This window comes from Bacillus sp. ISL-77 (assembly GCF_018613105.1).
In genome coordinates this window covers 85,041-103,782 of sequence record NZ_JAGGQY010000010.1, presented here as the reverse complement: position 1 = coordinate 103,782, position 18,742 = coordinate 85,041, and the positions used below count along the sequence as shown (strand labels likewise).

Annotated in this window: 20 protein-coding genes; 12 read left to right on the top strand and 8 right to left on the bottom strand. The window is 37.1% G+C overall.

Annotated elements, in window-relative coordinates:
- Nucleotides 1-82: 82 nt before the first annotated feature.
- Together tatC and tatA are read right to left on the bottom strand one after the other, a co-directional pair.
- A complete protein-coding gene (tatC, locus tag J7E77_RS03460; RefSeq protein WP_214712367.1) occupies nucleotides 83-805 on the bottom strand; it encodes a twin-arginine translocase subunit TatC in 723 nt (240 codons plus the stop codon).
- A 62-nt stretch (nucleotides 806-867) separates the two neighbouring features.
- Nucleotides 868-1,065: a twin-arginine translocase TatA/TatE family subunit gene (gene tatA / locus J7E77_RS03455; RefSeq protein ID WP_214712365.1), complete on the bottom strand. Its 198-nt coding sequence runs from the start codon at nucleotides 1,063-1,065 to the stop codon at nucleotides 868-870.
- A 389-nt stretch (nucleotides 1,066-1,454) separates the two neighbouring features.
- Here tatA and J7E77_RS03450 point away from each other — a divergent pair, with 389 nt between their 5' ends.
- The 3 genes from J7E77_RS03450 to J7E77_RS03440 all read left to right on the top strand — a co-directional run bounded on the left by J7E77_RS03450 (nucleotide 1,455) and on the right by J7E77_RS03440 (nucleotide 4,170).
- Nucleotides 1,455-2,087, top strand: a complete 633-nt coding sequence (locus tag J7E77_RS03450; RefSeq protein WP_214712363.1) for an FMN-dependent NADH-azoreductase — start codon at nucleotides 1,455-1,457, stop codon at nucleotides 2,085-2,087.
- Between the two features lie 741 nt (nucleotides 2,088-2,828).
- On the top strand, nucleotides 2,829-3,698 hold the full coding sequence (locus tag J7E77_RS03445) for a DUF1002 domain-containing protein (protein ID WP_214712361.1): 870 nt from the start codon (nucleotides 2,829-2,831) through the stop codon (nucleotides 3,696-3,698).
- A gap of 130 nt (nucleotides 3,699-3,828) precedes the next feature.
- Nucleotides 3,829-4,170 (top strand): hypothetical protein, encoded by a 342-nt coding sequence (locus J7E77_RS03440; RefSeq protein WP_214712360.1) that lies wholly within the window; start codon nucleotides 3,829-3,831, stop codon nucleotides 4,168-4,170.
- A gap of 427 nt (nucleotides 4,171-4,597) precedes the next feature.
- Here J7E77_RS03440 and J7E77_RS03435 read toward each other — a convergent pair whose 3' ends face one another.
- Together J7E77_RS03435 and J7E77_RS03430 are read right to left on the bottom strand one after the other, a co-directional pair.
- Entirely contained in the window at nucleotides 4,598-6,307 is a 1,710-nt protein-coding gene (locus J7E77_RS03435; protein ID WP_214712358.1) for a GMC family oxidoreductase N-terminal domain-containing protein, read from the bottom strand.
- 12 nt (nucleotides 6,308-6,319) lie between these two features.
- On the bottom strand, nucleotides 6,320-7,057 hold the full coding sequence (locus tag J7E77_RS03430; RefSeq protein ID WP_214712357.1) for a hypothetical protein: 738 nt from the start codon (nucleotides 7,055-7,057) through the stop codon (nucleotides 6,320-6,322).
- A gap of 217 nt (nucleotides 7,058-7,274) precedes the next feature.
- On the opposite strand from J7E77_RS03430, the gene J7E77_RS03425 reads away from it, so the two are divergent.
- A complete protein-coding gene (locus J7E77_RS03425) occupies nucleotides 7,275-7,517 on the top strand; it encodes a hypothetical protein (protein WP_214712355.1) in 243 nt (80 codons plus the stop codon).
- Here J7E77_RS03425 and J7E77_RS03420 read toward each other — a convergent pair.
- Together J7E77_RS03420 and J7E77_RS03415 are read right to left on the bottom strand one after the other, a co-directional pair.
- The gene (locus tag J7E77_RS03420) at nucleotides 7,501-8,361 is read right to left on the bottom strand and encodes a hypothetical protein (protein WP_214712352.1); all 861 of its coding nucleotides are present in this window, start codon (nucleotides 8,359-8,361) and stop codon (nucleotides 7,501-7,503) included. The genes J7E77_RS03425 and J7E77_RS03420 overlap by 17 nt on opposite strands.
- 191 nt (nucleotides 8,362-8,552) lie before the next feature.
- Nucleotides 8,553-8,975 carry an organic hydroperoxide resistance protein gene (locus J7E77_RS03415; protein ID WP_214712350.1) on the bottom strand — a complete coding sequence of 141 codons (423 nt, stop codon included), beginning with the start codon at nucleotides 8,973-8,975 and terminating at the stop codon, nucleotides 8,553-8,555.
- Nucleotides 8,976-9,154: 179 nt separating this feature from the next.
- Here J7E77_RS03415 and J7E77_RS03410 point away from each other — a divergent pair, with 179 nt between their 5' ends.
- Nucleotides 9,155-9,595 carry a MarR family winged helix-turn-helix transcriptional regulator gene (locus J7E77_RS03410; protein ID WP_168241008.1) on the top strand — a complete coding sequence of 147 codons (441 nt, stop codon included), beginning with the start codon at nucleotides 9,155-9,157 and terminating at the stop codon, nucleotides 9,593-9,595.
- Nucleotides 9,596-10,128: 533 nt separating this feature from the next.
- Here J7E77_RS03410 and J7E77_RS31375 read toward each other — a convergent pair.
- Nucleotides 10,129-10,845: a helix-turn-helix domain-containing protein gene (locus J7E77_RS31375; protein WP_308160373.1), complete on the bottom strand. Its 717-nt coding sequence runs from the start codon at nucleotides 10,843-10,845 to the stop codon at nucleotides 10,129-10,131.
- Nucleotides 10,846-11,354: 509 nt separating this feature from the next.
- Here J7E77_RS31375 and J7E77_RS03400 point away from each other — a divergent pair.
- The 5 genes from J7E77_RS03400 (at nucleotide 11,355) to J7E77_RS03380 (ending at nucleotide 16,062) form a co-directional block, all read left to right on the top strand.
- Nucleotides 11,355-12,704 (top strand): glycoside-pentoside-hexuronide (GPH):cation symporter, encoded by a 1,350-nt coding sequence (locus J7E77_RS03400; protein WP_214712348.1) that lies wholly within the window; start codon nucleotides 11,355-11,357, stop codon nucleotides 12,702-12,704.
- 73 nt (nucleotides 12,705-12,777) lie between these two features.
- Complete coding sequence (locus J7E77_RS03395) at nucleotides 12,778-13,743, top strand: formylglycine-generating enzyme family protein (RefSeq protein WP_214712347.1); 966 nt, start codon at nucleotides 12,778-12,780, stop codon at nucleotides 13,741-13,743.
- 36 nt (nucleotides 13,744-13,779) lie between these two features.
- Nucleotides 13,780-15,294 carry a sulfatase family protein gene (locus tag J7E77_RS03390; RefSeq protein WP_214712346.1) on the top strand — a complete coding sequence of 505 codons (1,515 nt, stop codon included), beginning with the start codon at nucleotides 13,780-13,782 and terminating at the stop codon, nucleotides 15,292-15,294.
- A gap of 75 nt (nucleotides 15,295-15,369) precedes the next feature.
- Nucleotides 15,370-15,540 carry a hypothetical protein gene (locus J7E77_RS03385; protein WP_214712342.1) on the top strand — a complete coding sequence of 57 codons (171 nt, stop codon included), beginning with the start codon at nucleotides 15,370-15,372 and terminating at the stop codon, nucleotides 15,538-15,540.
- A 132-nt stretch (nucleotides 15,541-15,672) separates the two neighbouring features.
- The gene (locus J7E77_RS03380; protein WP_214712339.1) at nucleotides 15,673-16,062 is read left to right on the top strand and encodes a YidH family protein; all 390 of its coding nucleotides are present in this window, start codon (nucleotides 15,673-15,675) and stop codon (nucleotides 16,060-16,062) included.
- Nucleotides 16,063-16,826: 764 nt separating this feature from the next.
- On the opposite strand, the gene J7E77_RS03375 is transcribed toward J7E77_RS03380, so the two are convergent.
- On the bottom strand, nucleotides 16,827-17,222 hold the full coding sequence (locus J7E77_RS03375; protein ID WP_251027979.1) for a hypothetical protein: 396 nt from the start codon (nucleotides 17,220-17,222) through the stop codon (nucleotides 16,827-16,829).
- A 488-nt stretch (nucleotides 17,223-17,710) separates the two neighbouring features.
- On the opposite strand from J7E77_RS03375, the gene J7E77_RS03370 reads away from it, so the two are divergent.
- Together J7E77_RS03370 and J7E77_RS03365 are read left to right on the top strand one after the other, a co-directional pair.
- Nucleotides 17,711-17,911 (top strand): glycine zipper domain-containing protein, encoded by a 201-nt coding sequence (locus J7E77_RS03370; RefSeq protein WP_214712338.1) that lies wholly within the window; start codon nucleotides 17,711-17,713, stop codon nucleotides 17,909-17,911.
- Nucleotides 17,912-18,203: 292 nt separating this feature from the next.
- Nucleotides 18,204-18,578, top strand: coding sequence for a hypothetical protein (locus J7E77_RS03365; RefSeq protein ID WP_214712337.1), 375 nt, complete (start codon nucleotides 18,204-18,206; stop codon nucleotides 18,576-18,578).
- The last annotated feature ends 164 nt before the right edge of the window (nucleotides 18,579-18,742 follow it).

The window sequence follows — 18,742 nt, the reverse complement described above, 5'->3', positions numbered from 1 at the left end:
TTGACTTATGTTGGATGGCTCGTTGATGGACCATTTCATAAAAAAAGAAGTCTTAGCACTTAGACTAAGACTTCTTTATCATTTACGCAGCTAGATTCATTTGTAGTTTTCGCCGATACACGACCTTTGATAATAGAACGCTGCATTCATATAGGAAAATCAGGGGGATGATTACCAATATGTCTGATAGAAAATCCGGCGGGGTGATGAAGATTGCGATTAAAATTAGTACAAAATAGGCGTATTTTCGAATCTTTTGCAATCTATATGGGTTCAGCACTCCGACACTTGTTAGGAACATGATAATCACTGGAAGTTCAAATAAAAATCCAAATGGAAGCGTCATATGAATTAAAAACATAAAGTACTTTTCTGTTGTAAAAAAGGTCATAAACATTTCCTCTGACATCGAGAGGAGGAATTGAAATACCGTTGGAAAAATGACAAAATAACCAAAGCAAATTCCGATAATAAATAGAAGGAATAGTGCTGGAATATAAGCCAGCGTTACTTTACGTTCCGTTTCTTTCGATGCGGGACGGACAAACAGCCAAGTTTGATAGGCGGCCATTGGGATGGTTCCTGCAATGGCCACGACACTTGATAGGATCATATAGACCCATAAAATGTCGCTCGGTCCTAATATGGCCAGCTTCACTTCTAAGTCCTTCACTAGCCAGTGATAAATGTCCTGTACATAGATAAAGGATACAATGAAGAACAGGATAAAAGTTCCTAGTACGAAAATGAGACGTTTACGTAATTCTTCAAAATGACCAATCAGGGCCATATCGTTGTTTTTCATCAGGTCCTCCTTATGAAAAAGAAGATGCAAGCCTCCTTACATCTTCCAAAAAATGATTTGGATTAAATGGCTTTTTCCTCCTTTTTGAGCTGTGCTTTTGCCGGCTCTTCATCGGTAACTAAATCTCTTGTTGATTTTTTGAATTCCTTTAATGTGGAGCCAACCGCGCGACCTAACTCCGGTAATTTTGAAGGGCCGAAAATGATTAAGGCGATTACAAGAATAAGAATCAAACCAGGAATCCCAATATTTTGTAGCATTTAAAATTTCCTCCTCTTATATGGCTGTATACCTAAGAATAAAGTACGTAGTGGATTTTCATCTCCATCTATGATTATAGGTTACTACCATCACTATGTTAATTAAGTGAGTGTAAAGAATTGTAAATAAACGATTAATACTATTAATCGTCTGTAAATATGTTCGAGATGGGGAAGAAGCGAATCGTGCCCATGACCAAGGAAAAACGGGGTTAGCGGTAACGATGTTAATGAATCAACCCATGAATCTGTTAGTTTTTTTCAAAAAACAGTAAACATGGCGAAATTTCCCTCCCTTGTCAGTACCTTTCGTTTGCCAAAAACTCGTATTTAATATATTATGAATTCAAGATAAAAATAAATACGATTTTTAAGGAGAGTTTAAATAGATGAATGTATTAGTAGTGAAAGCAAACAACCGTCCAGCTTCTGAAGCTGTTTCTAGTAAAATGTATGAAACTTTCATGGAGAACTTAGAAGGCGTCAATGTAACGACTTATGATGTTTTTGCTGAAGATATGCCTTACTTTGGTCAAGATTTATTCAACGCGTTCGGTAAATTACAATCAGGCGAAGAGATGACAGATGTCGAACAACGTATTTTAGCTGCTAAACAAAAAGCAATGGATGCCTTAACTGCCGCGGACGTAGTGGTATTTGCCTTCCCGCTTTGGAATTTAACGATCCCTGCTAAATTACAAACGTTTATCGACTATGTATACGCAGCTGGTTTCGCATTTAAATACAGTGAAACTGGTCAATTAATCAGCTTAATGACTGACAAAAAAGCCGTTATCCTAAGTGCTCGCGGAGGCATTTACTCAACGCCTGAAACTGCACCAATGGAAATGGCAGCAACGTATATAAAAAATGTATTTGGCGGCGTATTCGGTATGGAAATCGTTGATGAAGTAATTATCGAAGGTCATAACGCGATGCCAGCACAAGCTGAAACTATTATTTCTGAAGGTCTAGCAAAAGTGGCAGAGGTAGCAAAGAATTTTTCAGCTGTGACGGCCTAAAGAGAAATAGATTATTAATTATAGTGTTTTTAGGTGCAAAAAGCCCTGGTTAGAATAGCCTCTCCCAGGGCTTTTTACATTACTCAGATCCAGAAGTTACAGAACCAAGGTAATTCTCTACGTAAAAAAGAGGTAAAACAACTTTATCCTGATTTAATGCGGATTGCTTTGTATTACTACCCAAGTTGGCAACATGCCATAGAAGAAAGTAAAGTAGGTTAGAATATCTAATTTCCATCAAGACAATAGATTACCATGAACTCTGGTAACAAAAAGGTTTCGCTCCCTGTGAAGCCTTTTTTTTCATGCTTAAAGTTCTTTTAAAGATTACCTAATTTGCAGTATTTTTACATAAATTCATCATTCGATTGGAATTTTTTACTATAGTTCCATTTCTTCGATTTGTCCCTCATATAGTTGTGGTCTTGGTAATTTTTCATCGTCTTTTTAGACTTCTTTCAATGTTTTACTACATTAAATTATATTCGTTATACGTACGTCATGTTTATTAAGCTTTTTGAGGCTTACTGTAAAGGTTGTAACATTATTATCTACCATGTAAGAATCTTAATAGATTTTTAACATAAAAGTTTCCCATTCTTTCAATGAAAATCCCAACCTCTATGTTAAGATAATTCAAAGCCAATTTTTCAGGAAGTATTCTTTATTGATATTAAATATAATTGGCGAAACATTAACCATTCTTATATGAATGGTTAATGTATAAAAGGAGGTCTTTTTTTGAAACGAAAATTACAGGCAATGTTTCTTGCCATACCGATGCTTTTCTCTGTTCCTTCTATCAGCTTTGCAGAAGTAGCAGAAGGAGATGTCATTGTTACATTAGGAGAAAACCTAACCGAACAGCAAAAAAATGAAATGTTAGCAGAGTTAGCGGTACCGGAAAACGCACAAATTATTACCGTATCCAATAAAGAAGAGCATGATTATTTAGGGGAGTCTATTCCTAAGGCACAAATTGGTTCTATTGCTATTTCATCAGCGAGCATCACAATCGGTGCCAAAGATTCCGGGTTAGACGTTCAAACGAACAATATTACATGGGTTACGGATGAAATGTATACAAATGCCTTGTTTACGGCGGGTGTAAAGGATGCAACAATTCAGATTACCGCTCCGTTTTCTGTTACAGGTACAGCTGCTTTGACAGGAATTATGAAAGCTTACGAAACGACAACTAATGAAGAAATTCCTGAAGAAATCAAAAAAGTGGCGAATGAAGAAATGGTGAAAACCGCACAGCTCGGTGACTCCATTGGAGCGGAAAATGCTGCTGCTCTCATGGGAAAAGTCAAGGATGAAATCGCCAAGAATGAACCGAAAACAGAAGCTGACTTGCGTGCATTAATTGAACAAGTTGCCACGGAGCTTGGGATTACTTTAAAAGATGCAGAGTTAGATATGTTAGTAGACTTCTTCAATAAACTAAATGCTATGGATATTGACTGGAACCAAGTAAAAGAACAATTTAGTGTTACGACAGAAAAAATCTCGACATATTTGCAATCTGAAGAGGGTCAGTCATTTTTACAAAAGCTGCAAGATTTCTTAAATCGCTTACTTGATGAGGCTCGTGTCCTCTTTGCTTAATGAACAAAGGTTAATATTGCAAACTATCAAAATAAAACTTTTTGATTTTAAGGAAAAATGAAGGAAAAAAGAAAATGTTGTTAAAAATAATAAATACCATCACTTCTATGACCGTGAACTCCAATTAAGCATGAATAGGGGTAGTGCCGATAGCTTAGACTCGCTGATCAAGGAAACGACTGAATCATTCGATAAATGCCACCAATTATTTAGTGAAGATGCTTCCTACTTAGCTGATATGTTTAAGCTTCATGGGGAAAACTTTGAGCAGGCATTCTTAGCTTACCAAGAGGAACGGATTCCACTGGCAACGAAAGTACAAAAAAGCGCTCGTTTATGGGGAGAAATTATTCATGCAAAAGATCCAGTCTCCATTTTGCTCCGTAACACGCTTTTAGAGAAGAAAGAAGCCAAGGAGTTCGAAATGATTGATTGGTTGTATGGCTATAAAAAACTTCCAGCTAAAATTTGATTGGTTGTATAGGAGGGGCACCATCCTGGTTGGGGATGGTGTCCCTTTTTGGGGATATTGTTGTGCCCGTCATAGAGGAAAGAATTCGGATAGGGTAATTATTGGGACTTACTACATAATTAGGGGAACTTACTACATAATTTTGGTCACTTACTACATAATTTTTGGGACATACGACAAGATTGCGGTCACTTACTACATATTCTACAAAACTTATGACATTCGTTGGATATCAACTGGAAATTATTTTGGGAATCTAGTGGTCTAGGGGGGGGATTTTTCGGATTAATTGAGGTGAACCTTACCATAAATAACGGCGGAACTTTTAAGGGTTATTTAAGATAAATAAAGTCAAAAAGGCACTTTTCGAAAAAGTACCTTTTTTATATTGTTGGAAATGATATACCTTGTGTATGATATCAAAGCTTTAACTAAAATAGATATTTGCGAGCTTTTCAGCTGTTCGAGTGGCTAAAGCTTGAGTGGTTAACGTAGGATTGGGGCCTCCAATCCCGTTAAAATGTGCACTATTATCAGCAATAAAAAGACGTTTCACTTGATATGCTTCACAATTGGAATCCACAACAAAACCCATGCGCATAGTTGATTCAATATGAGCAAATAAGTGTTGTGGCCAATTGGAACGGATGATCTTTTTCGCCCCGGCTTTGCGCAAAATTTCGGCTGCCATTTTCGCTAATTGATCCCTTTTTAGTTTATCTTCCTTACTTCCTGTATACTGAACGATCGGGATTGGACCGTGTTCATCTTTTAAAAAAGGATCAATGGTAACACCGTTCTTTTTTTGGGGTTGATCATCGGTAAGAATCATCATGCTTAACGTATTTTTATAATTATACATCCATTCTTTTAAATCATTTCCAACAACCCGGCCTTCTACATCCCAAGGGTCTGTAGGCAATCGGTTCTGTGCAAAATCATATCCACTATCGGTGAACCCAAAGGTTAATGAAGAAAATAATCCCGGGCTGACTCCGGCTGGCTGGATGCACCCTAATCCTGGATAATCTAATCGTCCCCCTGATGTAGGGCCGACAAATGGATTTACATTCGGTTGTCCCAATATTCCCATGAGATCCTTTTCCTCAAATAAACCCGTTACCCAATCCCAATAATGGTGCGTTAAACCTCGTCCAACCCAGGAATTTTGCGGTAAATTGGAATTTAGCCAAAGTCTTGGGCTTTCGATACAGCCAGCTGCCATGACAATTACCTTTGCGAACAGCTCGCCGGTCTCTCCTGTCCATGTATCTCTGTACTGAACTCCAGAGGCTCGAAGTCCTTCTTTTGAATGATCTTCCGTCAAAATCTTGGTTGTAAAGGTATTAGGCCGAACTTCTACATGTTTGGTTTTTAAGGCAAGCGGAATATAACTAATGTTGGTTGGACGCTTCGCCACTTTATCCACCGATGGACCATGCGGGCAGCCATTAATACAATGGCCGCAAAGCGTACATCCCTCCATTTTTGATAACTCTTCCAGACTGGTATCGGAATCCATCAAACGTTCATTGGGATGAAGGATGGCATTGGGATTAGGACGATAACCAGGGGAAGTAGGATTTAAGGTATTCAACAAGGACCAGCCGGCTTTTTTTGCACCGTAATAAAACAACTCCTCCTTTGGAGTAGTAGGGGCAGGCCGAACTGGCAATGTATCTTCTACCTTTTCATAATAGGGAATCAATTCCCGATAGGAGATAGGCCAGACCTCATCAATAGCCATTGAAAAAGCCCGCGGTGAGTTTGCCCAATAATGCTGCGTGGTCCCGCCTACACCAGTGGCTTGCCAAAGAAGGCCATTTTTAGGGAGGTTCCGATGCCATGGAGGGCGGCGGCGATCGGCAGGCCCCCATCGAAAGCGGCCAAATTCATAGGAATTCATTGTATGTTCATTCTTTGTAAACTGTTGACGCAAGAGGTTGATATCCAAGTCATCCACACTGGAACTGCTAACAGCCCCACGCTCTCGATTAGGATCGGCCCATTTTTTATTCCCATACCAAGGACCGGCTTCTAGGATGAGGACGTTGATCCCTAATTCTCCTAACTCCTTGGCTGCAACAGCCCCGCCTCCACCGCCGCCAATAATGATTACATCCGCATCTAATGTCATTGTTCAGTTCCCCTATTCTGAAAATTTGTCAACCAAATATCCCCGGACCTCCCGATAACCAAATGATGGACCAGGATAATCCAGCATGTCCCACAAAAATTGGGGTCTTTCTAGACGGTGATCCTCCGGATAAGCCAGTCGCGTAGACCCAAGTGAAAACCATTCTGAATAATAGCCAAACATAACCATTTGGTGGAGAGAAGTTACGATATTTTTTACTAAACCAGCATTGTTTCGATATGGAGGAGGAAGGACTTCCAGATCGACTTGAAGGTCTTCTAATAAACGGATCGCTTCAAACCGGTCCTCGAGTGAAAGAGCTGCAAAGGGACCGCCATCAGGATTAGCCGAGTAATCTGGATATACTTTTATATTTCCAGAAACCATTAGTTGCAAAGCAGCAATATCAAGCATTCTTGCCGTTTGAAAAGACAACGGGACGCTTTTTATTCCCCATTCCCCCTGGATAGAAACAAAGTGATCTAATGTCCAAACAATGTAATCGTCAAGCCGCAAATCCAAAGCCCCCAAGGTTGATGGAATTACCGCATCTGCAAAAGCCATAAAGGCAGCTTTCATATTTGCCATGCTGACAGTACCGATCGTTTGTAAGGGTAAGTTGCTTGCGGAAGATACAGATGGGGAGGGTTGTTCTGCAGAATCGAGGTTACTCATCAAACTTTTTATTTGTTCAAAAAAATGGTTAAAATACGGTTGATTGGATTGTGTTTCACCTGCTAATTTATCCATTACGATAGGTTCCTCCATTGCGGGGTATTTAAAAAAATTTAGCTGACATCCATTTTATTTTTTCTTATTTTGTAATTTTAGACATGGAACACCAATATAAATGGGGAATTAAACAAGAGGAAGTATTTGAGAGGATATTCATAAAAAAGTTTGGGAAATTTTTAAACATTAATAATTTTTTTATAAGAAACACACAATAATCCTGGAGGTTATATATATGAATGATAAAAAGATATTAAAAATAATAACCGTTTTAGGGATTAGTGGCTGGGCTTTTTTATTACTACAACTTGATAAAGCATGGCATCTGAATTTTTTGTCTGCAAGAGCTCTTGAGATTGGTGGCAGAAATGCCAAACCTCAAAGTACTCCTTCGAGCAGCGATGAAAATAAAGATACTCTAAACAGGTGCTTTCCTCTAATAGGGATAGCACCTGTTTTTATTAGGATAGATTTTTAACGGCTAATATTTGATTAGATAATCTTTTATCTATGAATCCAACAAGCAGGATAATAAATAAGGCTAAACATACATAGTACATCTGGTCCCACGGTACGAGACTGTGAAGGATTCCTGTCTTTATTAAAACTTGATTCACTGTATAAATAAATAATCCTGTTAAAATATATTTTATCCACTTCGGTTTCCAATTGATTTTAACCATTACACAATAAAAAAGGCTTGCGCATAAATAGTAAATTGCTGAGAAGGCAATGGAATCGCGACCTACATTTTCAAACCATCCAGGGCGATAATATCGATTCAATAAAAAAAGCATTGGAAGAATATGGGCACTGGCAGAAATGGAGCCAGTGATTAAATAGAGAATCAAATTGTGTTTGAATCCTCTTGAAGGCAGTAAAATACATTTATAGAAGATCTTAGCCAAAGCATAATACATCGGGAGACCCAATCCGGTATATTCTAACCTCCACCAGTGATGTGTATAGATATGAAGCTTTAAAAATAACCATTCAATCCCTACAAAGTATCCGGAAAAAAAGACAATCCAAAGCCAATTTAAGTGAAAAGTTGCTATCAAGGTTGCTGTGACCGGCAAAGATAATGCGTTTGAGAAAAACGCTCCCAATTCACTGTCATAAAAAGAATTATGTTTGATAATATTTGGGTTATAATCATAGCTTCCTATGAAATTAAATATGGTGGTCTCGATAATATAACCATACCCAACCATTGTTAAAAAAAGAAACAGGGTTTGCGTGTTTCTTTTTTTTAATAGTATAAAACAAAACAATATCGTGCTTGAAATAAGTAGAGCAAAAAACCAATAAGAATTATGCACACCGTTCACTCCGATAATAGCCGAATACATAAAGTTTGTTTTAATAAATATTTTTTTATTATTGGAGATTCTCCAATTTTTATACCTCATTATGATTCGTCTCGGTGAACCGTATCATAAGTAAATGAGGTTTAGTTAGCCTCTTTTATTTGATAATAAATCCACTTTAGGGCGTTACTTGAAGGAAAAATTTAAATTACACTCATCATTAATTTTACATCGATATTCCCTTTTGTTGCTTTAGAGTAAGGACAAACACCATGAGCTTTCTTTACTAATTCCTCAGCCTCTACGAATGATACCCCTTTTATTGACACGTTTATGACCGCAGCTAATTTGAATCCGCCATCATGATCTTTTCCAAGTGAAACTTCCGCAGTAACTTTAGAGTCAATTCGTTTTCTCTCTTGTCTTGCGACCAAATTTAACGCACTATCGAAGCAAGCTGCATAGCCAGCAGCGAATAATTGTTCAGGATTTGTTGCATTTTCTTTTCCTTGACCGCCTAGTGATTTCGGCATTGATAGTGCTAAATTTAAGGTTCCATCACTACTTGTTACTTTCCCAGCTCTACCACCCTCTGCTGTAGCACTTGCAGTGTACAATGTTTCCATAAAAAATCACTCCAAAATATAGTTTTATAAAATTAAATTGTGTACAATTCATTTTATAAAACTATATTAGCAATAAAATAATCTGCAGTCAACAATTAAATTGTGTAAAATTAATTTGTTGTTTAAATAAATGTTTATTGTATTATAATGGTACTGATGAAAGAAGAAAGGACAAGAAAATGGACAACAATAAATTAAAACTAGAGAACCAAATTTGTTTTAAGATTTATTCAGCAGAACGTGAAATCACTAAATTATACAGAAATTTATTAGAAGAGTTGGATGTCACATATCCTCAATACTTAGTAATGTTAGTACTATGGGAGGAAAAATCGGTGACTGTTAAAGAGCTTGGGCAAAAGTTATTTTTAGATTCGGGAACATTATCTCCTATGTTAAAGCGTATGGAAGGGAATGGTCTCATTGAACGCCGGAGATCCTTAGAGGATGAAAGAACGGTAATCATTTCATTGACTAAAAAAGGCGAAGACTTGAAAGGCAAAGCTCAATGTATTCCTACTAAATTACTAGAAAATTTGTCTTTGGACTTGGTGGAATTAAATAATTTAAACCAAACGCTATCAACCATTTTAAACAGAATACAACAGATTAACAGTTGAATGTATTAGTTATGCCTGATTGTGTAGTATATGAAATTGACAGTGGCCATATAAAAAAAGGGGTGTTAGGAAATAGTAAATTAAAAAAATTTCAATTTACGAGACGTTTTCACTACTTTTACAACCCCTGTATAGAAAAGTCAAAAAGACCTTTTGAAGGAAGCTCAAAAGGTCTTCTTCTATTTACCTACTGCTGCAAGACCTGTCAGCTAAACAAGGTTCCTTTTTAAAAGAGTCTTTATTGAAGACAGTTCTCGACATTCTTTTCATGCATTTGAAGGGATAAAGTCAGGAATGAAGCATGCTGAAGGTACTTTTAATCAAACGTTTGAAACGGTATGCATTATGCCTTCTTTGTTAGTTTCGTAAAATTGCTTAGGGGGCCAAACCGAAGCGCAAATAGAGCTAGATTTGTGGCGGAAAAGGGAGTTGGAAGCGGGGATTTTATTAAGGATCGTTCTGGAAAGTGGGCAAAAGAAAAGGCGCAGAAAATGATAGCTGCCGCCCACCGAAACCCTATTCCAATCGTTTTTTTAAGGTTGATGCTCCAGCTGATGTCCAACCCTTATATACTCCATTGGGGAAAATGATGTTAATTTCTTAAACATACGAGAAAAATAAGATGTATCGTAATATCCTAGGTACTCGGAAATCGCCACAACTGTCATATCCGTATTGACTAAGAGATTACAAGCTTCCAATATTCGTAATTGATGTATGTATTTAATTGGAGAATGCCCAACTACTTCTTTGAAAACGGAAATGGTGTATCCAGGCGACCGGTGAATTAATTTTGCAAGCTGCTCAATTTCGATCGATTTTCGATAGTTTTCCAACAAGAACCGCTCGATAATTTGTGCGTATTTTACTTTTATTGGTGCGATGGAAGGGACTTCCAATTCCTGTGCGAACAGTCCGATTAATTCCTGTAATATGCCAAGGCATATAAAATCACGGTGTTTTTTCTTTCCTCTTATATCAAAATATAATCGTTCAAATCGATTCTTTACATATTCAAAACTTCTCGTCTTTAGGTGGAAAAAGTTTTGATCAATCGGAAAAGGGTTAGTGGGAATCTCATTTTCATTTAAAGTAAAGATAGCCGTATATTTTTGATGTGGACCAGATTCATGATTTTTACCGGCACGAACAGTCGTTGAAGGGATGTATAAAATATCACCTTTTTCAGCAGTTATTTGTTTTCCGGATATCGTATATTGTACACGGCCTTGTACAACTAAAATTAACACATTATAAGGAATGTTTTCTGTTTGTGTATGCCAATCGGGAATGAAGTTGTCAAAAAAAGCGCTAAGAATGGAAAGTATAATGGTTCCCTCCTATCAGAACTAAGATAGGAATAATATACACTATTTACTTGTTATAAATAATGATTAAATTAATAATTTTGAAAAATCGTACATGAAATCGGAGAAATGTACATGGAGTTACTAATTAAGGGTCCTTATAATAATGACCAAAGGGAGGAAAGTAAGCGGTAACAATTAAGCGTTTGCATTTTAGAGAGGTTGATAAAAAGAGTAACGAAGGGGTGGGAAAATACAAGCTTAAAAGATCTTGGCTGAATATGCCGATATGGTCATTGATTAATTTTATACAACCAAGATTTACTTACATTTAAATTTTACTAGATTTGAGATTTCCACGAAAACCCCCACTAAAGGAAAATAATAGAATTAATCGATCAATTATATGGGATGTACTCGGGAGGCAAAATCAAATACCAGGGGAGGATATTATGAACAATAAACAAGTTCCATTGAAAGAAAGAATCAGTTATGGTTTCGGTGATACGGCTTCTAACCTTGTTTTCACAATGGTTACAACATATCTCATGTTTTTCTATACAGATGTATTTGGTTTAAACGTAGCAGCGGTCGGCACCTTATTTCTAATCGCAAGGATAGTCGACGCTTTCGATGGTCCAATTATCGGCGTTTTAGTTGATCAAACAAGTACTAAATGGGGGAAATCAAGACCTTATTTCCTTTGGTTAGCCATCCCGTTTGGGGTTATTGCAGTGTTGACGTTCATGACTCCAGATTTAAGTCCCTCAGGTAAGGTGATTTATGCCTATGTAACGTATATCTTATTGGGAATTACCTACGCGGCTATTAATGTACCTTTATCGTCATTATTGCCAAGTCTAACAAGTAATTCACAAGAAAGAACTGTTGTAAATGCATTTAGAATGGTCGGGGGCCAAGCTGGTGCATTAATTGTAAATGCTGCTGTATTACCTTTGGTTGCGTTTTTAGGACATGGAAACAAGCAACATGGTTTTCTCTTTACAATGATTCTGTTTTCTTCTGTTGCAGTTGTTTTGTTCTTTATTACGTTCGCTAATACAAGAGAACGTGTCCAGGTAAATGGAAATAAACCGATTCCTTTTAAACAAGGAGTTAAGGCATTAAAAGGAAATCATCCTTGGTGGATCCTATTGTTTGTAAACGTTATCCTTTTTATTTCTATTATTACTGCAGCCCAATCTACCATTTACTTTTTTACCTATAATCTTAAACGAGTAGATTTGATTCCATTGTTAAATGGATTATCAGTTTTAACCATTGCTGGGATCATCGCAGTCCCATTTTTTGCAAAACAATTAGGGAAACGAAATACGTTGCTTTTAGGATTTAGTATTGCCATCATTGGTCAAATAGTGGTTTATTTTGGCTCAGAAGCATTAACAATCCCCTTGATTGTTATAGGAAGAGTGTTAAGTATCTTAGGACTAGGATTAGTGGCTGGATTAAAATTTGCTATGATTGCCGATACGGTAGATTATGGGGAATGGAAATCTGGTGTAAGAGCACAAGGACTATTGATGGCTGCCTCCACCTTTGGTGTAAAATTTGGAATGGGACTCGGAGGAGCAATTGCAGCATGGATCATGTCACTAGGTGGGTATGTAGCAAACCAACAACAAAGCTCGTCTGCATTATTTGCCATTGAATTCAACTTTGTGTGGATTCCACTAATTTGTTACATTATCGGAATTGTTGCAGTCCTGTTCTACCGATTAGAGAAAGAAGAAGCAAAAATGATTCAAGATTTAGAAGAAAAACATAGTAAAGTGGCTGTTTAATTAATTCAATTCACAAAAACATGATATGGTTTTTAAAAATCCTTTGCATAAAGAGCAGAAAAAGGTGAAACAAATGTCAAATGAAAAGAAAACCTCATGTTGTTGTGCAAGCAGGCCAAAATCGCTCGACAAAATGGTGGTTACACAACAACATGATACGTTGGAAAAGCGTGACAGGTCTGTAACGGAAGAGATGATTTACCTTTCTGGTGAGGAATTCTTAATGGGAACAAATAGTAATGAAGGATTTCCCAAAGATGGAGAAGGTCCTGTTCGAAACGTAAAGGTGAATCCATTTTATATCGATCCATGTACGGTTAAGAATTCTGAATTTTTGGAATTCATTACAGATACAGGATACAAGACGGAAGCTGAACTATACGGATGGTCGTTCGTATTTTCCGGTTTTGTTTCAAAACAAGTGGCGGAGACGGTGACAGATGTTGTACAAAATGCCCCATGGTGGTGGGCTGTTAAAGGCGCTTATTGGAAGGAACCGGAGGGACCTAATTCAACGATTCTCAGTCGAATGGATCATCCAGTTGTCCATGTGTCCTGGAATGATGCGCTTGCCTACTGCCAGTGGTCGGGGAAACGATTACCCACGGAAGCAGAATGGGAGTATGCAGCTCGCGGGGGGCTCATACAAAAGAGATATCCTTGGGGAGATCGCTTGAATCCTGGGGGTAAACACATGTGCAATATTTGGCAAGGGACTTTTCCAGAAAAGAACACAGGGAAGGATGGATACCAGGGTACTGCTCCCGCAAAATCTTTTCCTGCCAATGGATATGGGTTATACAATGTATCTGGGAATGTATGGGAATGGTGCTCAGATTGGTTTAGTCCGACGTCTTATCTGGATGGAACAAGTGAGAATCCTAAGGGACCATCCAGCGGTAAAGCAAGAGTTACACGTGGTGGCTCTTATCTTTGCCATCAATCGTACTGCAATCGTTACCGAGTTGCTGCCCGTAGCTCCAATACTCCAGATAGTTCAACAGGAAATATTGGATTTCGCTGTGCGGCTGACGCATAAATATAACGTGATATATAAAGAGAGGATGTTTTAAGTATGAGAATGCTCATTTTAGATTTAGATTCATTACGACCAGATCATTTAGGGTGTTACGGATATAACCGGAATACCTCTCCTAACATTGACAAAATCGCGGATGAGGGTGTTCGATTTACAAATTATTACACTTCAGATGCTCCATGCTTTCCATCCCGTACGGCATTAATGACCGGGCGCTTCGGTATTCATACGGGAGCTGTCGGACATGGGGGAACCGCAGCTTATGTGCGGCAAGAAGGAGCTAGTCGATCGTTCTCTGATCTTCATACGTTCGAAAGTTTACCCTCTTTCTTCCGTTCAGCAGGATTAAAAACAACACTCGTAAGCCCTTTCCCAGAAAGACACTCCGCTTGGACTTTTTATGCCGGATTCAATGAAGTACATAATACAGGAAAATTCGGTATGGAATCGGCAGAAGAAGTGACACCGAAAGTCTTAAAGTGGGTGAAGGATAACGCCGAAGAAGATAACTGGATGTTATATGTGAATTATTGGGATCCACATACACCTTACCGAGCACCTGAGAGCTTTGGTAACCCGTTTGAAAACGATCCATTGCCAGATTGGATTACACAGGAAGTCTTTGAAAATCACAGGCAAAAAGTCGGTCCTCATAGCGCTCATGATTTGAATATGTATGATAATTTAGCATCTTCAAAATATCCTCGTTATCCAGGAGAGATTTCGGACATGAACGGTTTACGTGAGGTGATTGATGGATATGATTGCGGTGTTCGCCACATGGATAATAATATTGGTCAAATTTTCAAGGCTCTTGAGGAACAAGGAGTCATGGATGATCTGATCATTCTTATTACAGCGGACCATGGAGAAAACTTAGGAGAACTTGGTATATATGGTGAACATGGAACTGCTGATAATGCAACATGCCGAATTCCCATGATAGTCCGCTGGCCTGGTATGAAACAGGGACATGTAGATCACGGATTACATTACCACCTTGATTTATTGCCAACACTGGCTGAATTAATTGGAAAAGATACAAAACCAAGCTGGGATGGTACAAGCTATGCCTCAGTATTAACAAGAGGTCAAGAGAGTGGAAGAGACTATTTAGTCATTTCTCAATGTGCCCATGTGTGCCAACGAAGCGTTCGTTTTGATAATTGGCTATACATTCGAACGTACCATGATGGATTTCATTTATTTGATGAGGAAATGTTATTTGATCTTCAAAATGATCCAAATGAACAATATAACTTGGCAAAAGTAGAGCCAGGCGTTTGCAAGGATGCCGTCTATTATCTCAATCAATGGCATGATAAGATGATGAAATCGATGCCGTTTGATGTTGATCCTTTATGGACCGTCATCAAAGAGGGTGGACCATACCATGCTCAATCCAAGGATTTAAAAAAGTATGTAAAACATTTAGAAGAAACAGGACGTGGTTGGGCTATTCCTGAACTAAAGGAGAGGCACCCGGAAGCATTTGAAGAACCGAAAGAAGAGAATATTTATAAAAGAGCTGCAGAGTTTTTCAAAATTTAATCCTCTTTAGCTGATCCAAATATTGCTCCGCTTGTCCAGCAATTTCTTACTAAGATCAATTAAGATAACCCTCTATTGAATGTATCTGAGGGGGAAGAGAGCTATGAAATGATGGTAGCAATGATGAAGTTTATGCCGTTACGTGCATTAATTGCATTTAATCCTGCTAAATGTAATGAGGATATGCTAAATGAAATCTTGGAAACGTTTAATACCAAAAACAACTCATTAGTTGGTAATTGCTAGGTAACTAGATACGGCTACTAGTATGGATTTACTGTTTATGTAGAACTATACTAGTCGCTGTATTATATTAAACTATTCCTTTCGGCAGTAAAATTTATTTATTTTGACTTATAAAAAGGGGATCAGCTATTTATGGAAGTTTTACGAAAAATAAAAGAGCAATCCGAAGACAGTGTGAAATATGCACAGCAACATTTAGCAAATGAAAGAACTTACCTAGCATGGATTAGAACAGCCGTCTCTATTACTGGGGTTGGCTTTTTGACTACTTCGTTGCATTTTACCATCAAAATAAGCGCGAATCATTTAATTAATATTGTGGCTATTTTTCTGGGTATATTTGCATGTATTGTTGGGATTATAACTGGTGTGATGTCAACCATTCAATATTCAAGGAAAAGAAAAGAAATTCAAGAAGGTATTTTTATTCCTTCTAGTCACTCTATTACATTTGTATCCATCCTCTTTTCTTTCTTAATTTTTATAATTTTTATGTATCTTTCTTTCTTACTATTTATGTAGTCTTTTATTTATCAGTTTATTTCTTGAACCATTATGTTTTTAACAAAAAAACACAGCATCAGCAGTGTTAGCATTCCTGTAGATGGTTAAATTTATAAAAAAACAAAACAAGGAGCGACAGACAATGAAATGGGAAGAGGTTCGTAAATTATACCCAGATCAATATGTAAACTTAATATCCTTGATTTTTACTTAGAAGATAATAGCAAGATTGTAACGGATGTCGCATTAATTAGTGTCATTGAAGATTCTAAAATAGCTACAAAATAGTTACTTAAATCAAAAGGTAATACCATTGTTTATCATACAGGTTCCGAAAAAATTGTTATTGAAGTGAGAAACCCAACAGGCTTAAGAGGTATGAGATTATGAAGTTAGAATTAGTGGATCGTTTGCTCGAAGTGGAAATGACGATTTCTTTTAAAATAGTCTCATAGGGCTTGATATCTTAATGAATGGTAAGTTTATCATTGATTTAGAAAAATTAGAATTAGTTCAAAATCATTAATCCGAATATGAAGTGATTCAAATTAAAATATGTAAAAACGAAATTGGTTGCTATTCAGCAATACCAGGTAATAGTTTTAATGACCTTCAGTAAAACCTGCCATTTGAAGATCCATAGTAATTCAGGTAGAGGTTGCATTTCTCAAACAGGGAATGCGCCTATATTTGTTTAGGGGGCTTTCCTGTAGTATATATTGAGCTTTTTTTCTTTTAAGGGTCGGATAATGGAATAGGAGGTTGCATAAAACTCTACTTTTTTATGCAGCCACCGTTTTTCGTATTAACCTTAAATGCCAAGGTAACCAGAACCCAAACACAACTAGATAAACTGGGATAGACCACCAAGTATGCCAACCCTTTAATTTCATAAATCCTACTTGAACAAGTATCCATTCAGATACCACTGAGATTAACGTAAAAAGGAGTACATAAAGCCATTTCTTATCAGGTTTATAATAATTAAGAAATATCACAGCGTAACAAGGAGCAATAAAGGCATAACTTATTAAATCGCCAAGCCCTTCCTTTATAGGATTGCCTAAATCAAATAAATCCAGAATATACCCCACTATAGCAATATCCATTATTACCGAAATAAAAGCTCCCACCCCAAACGTAAGGTAAATCTCTCTCCACGTCAAACGTTTTGGCATAAATAGCACAAAAATTAAAACGATTATACCCCATATAATGGGAAACCATATACCTTTCGCTGACAAATCCAAGTTTTGGATAAACTTTTCCAGAATGTCTCCTTCTCTCTATTAATTTTTATCGACACCTACTGTATCGGAATACAATTATTATTATTATTCGTAAATCTTATTATTTTTATGCTGTTACTAAGCTTCTTCATATCGTTTGTTATTGCCCTTACTGAATTGATTATAATAACTTTTATAAATTACCAAAATAAGTAAAAGATGTAGATTAACTTTTTATAACACTTTAACAAGAAAGCTTGTTTAAAAAGCAACTGCTTTAAATAAATTTTCAAACAAGTTGAAATCTGGAAGAATTTTCGAACCTGTTCATTTTTAATCCCTTCGCGTAAATCTGTCCCCAGTTGGGCAAAATATGTTACGGGACAGCGCTGGCAATACAATAGTGGTTCCCTATCAAAAAAGAGGGAGTGAGATGGATGACTGAAAACAACAAACGTAATCGTGCTGGTGGAGACACTGGTGAAGCTGTAGGAACCGGAGTTGGTGCTGTTGCTGGTGCTGCCACGGGTTCCGTTTTAGGTCCAATTGGCACCGCTACAGGTGCTGTTGCTGGTGGTGCGATGGGCAACAAGATTGGTGAGCGTGCCAACGACGACGACACGAACCGAACCAGATAGAACTAAGTATAGTTCCCTGTAACCTAAAGATTTAGGATCTAAAGATATTTTGTCTCTGATTAGAAACGGTAATTTATAATTACCAATAGCACCTAAAAAAGCTTGAGGGAAATTTATCCTCAAGCTTTTTGATGTCAATATAGGTTCACTTGTGATTAAAATAATTTATGTCGAGACGAGTTGAAATTAATTTCCTTGAATAATATTTCTGCTCCTCTTGTTAAAATTAACTTCACATCAGCAAAAGTTATTAACGAAAAATATGTATTATGAATTAGGTTTACTGATTTCAGTGGCTAGTCAAAGGGGTATTACATTAGGACAACCATGCGACTTTGAACAGATAGTCGATCAAAAGGATCATATAATTGGAATATATCTGACAAAACCCCCTAAAACATTTTTTGAAGCTCCCGAATATGAAAGTTTTAATATCGGATTATTGTATCATCATTTAGAGAATGAATGGCTCGAATTCGCGTTAGAATTAATGACTCAGTTCTTTCAAGAGGATACGTATTTAATTCAAAAACCAACCTTTTCCATTCTTCGAGAAACGCCGGATCATTATTTTAATCAAAAGCAGTTTGCTGATTTTTTATCGGTACATGGCTTGCATTATGATAAGCGGAAATTAAATGTGTATTACAGTCGAGGAATTTTGTAAACAGGAGAAGAAACGATGGAAAATGAATTAAGGAGGAGTTGTTAATAGCAATGTAGCTTGGGAGGTTGATCCAAGCTATTTTTTACTTATGGGGTTAAAAAATTTTTTTGTCCTTAAAATTATTGAATAAAAATACATATTGTTGTATATTTATAAATAATTAT

Coding starts and splice junctions, on each gene's coding strand:
- tatC (WP_214712367.1), bottom strand. CDS start 805: ATGAAAAACAACGATATGGCCCTGATTGGTCATTTTGAAGAATTACGT.
- tatA (WP_214712365.1), bottom strand. CDS start 1,065: ATGCTACAAAATATTGGGATTCCTGGTTTGATTCTTATTCTTGTAATC.
- J7E77_RS03450 (WP_214712363.1), top strand. CDS start 1,455: ATGAATGTATTAGTAGTGAAAGCAAACAACCGTCCAGCTTCTGAAGCT.
- J7E77_RS03440 (WP_214712360.1), top strand. CDS start 3,829: ATGAATAGGGGTAGTGCCGATAGCTTAGACTCGCTGATCAAGGAAACG.
- J7E77_RS03435 (WP_214712358.1), bottom strand. CDS start 6,307: ATGACATTAGATGCGGATGTAATCATTATTGGCGGCGGTGGAGGCGGG.
- J7E77_RS03430 (WP_214712357.1), bottom strand. CDS start 7,057: ATGGATAAATTAGCAGGTGAAACACAATCCAATCAACCGTATTTTAAC.
- J7E77_RS03425 (WP_214712355.1), top strand. CDS start 7,275: ATGAATGATAAAAAGATATTAAAAATAATAACCGTTTTAGGGATTAGT.
- J7E77_RS03415 (WP_214712350.1), bottom strand. CDS start 8,975: ATGGAAACATTGTACACTGCAAGTGCTACAGCAGAGGGTGGTAGAGCT.
- J7E77_RS03410 (WP_168241008.1), top strand. CDS start 9,155: ATGGACAACAATAAATTAAAACTAGAGAACCAAATTTGTTTTAAGATT.
- J7E77_RS03400 (WP_214712348.1), top strand. CDS start 11,355: ATGAACAATAAACAAGTTCCATTGAAAGAAAGAATCAGTTATGGTTTC.
- J7E77_RS03395 (WP_214712347.1), top strand. CDS start 12,778: ATGTCAAATGAAAAGAAAACCTCATGTTGTTGTGCAAGCAGGCCAAAA.
- J7E77_RS03390 (WP_214712346.1), top strand. CDS start 13,780: ATGAGAATGCTCATTTTAGATTTAGATTCATTACGACCAGATCATTTA.
- J7E77_RS03380 (WP_214712339.1), top strand. CDS start 15,673: ATGGAAGTTTTACGAAAAATAAAAGAGCAATCCGAAGACAGTGTGAAA.
- J7E77_RS03375 (WP_251027979.1), bottom strand. CDS start 17,222: ATGCCAAAACGTTTGACGTGGAGAGAGATTTACCTTACGTTTGGGGTG.
- J7E77_RS03370 (WP_214712338.1), top strand. CDS start 17,711: ATGACTGAAAACAACAAACGTAATCGTGCTGGTGGAGACACTGGTGAA.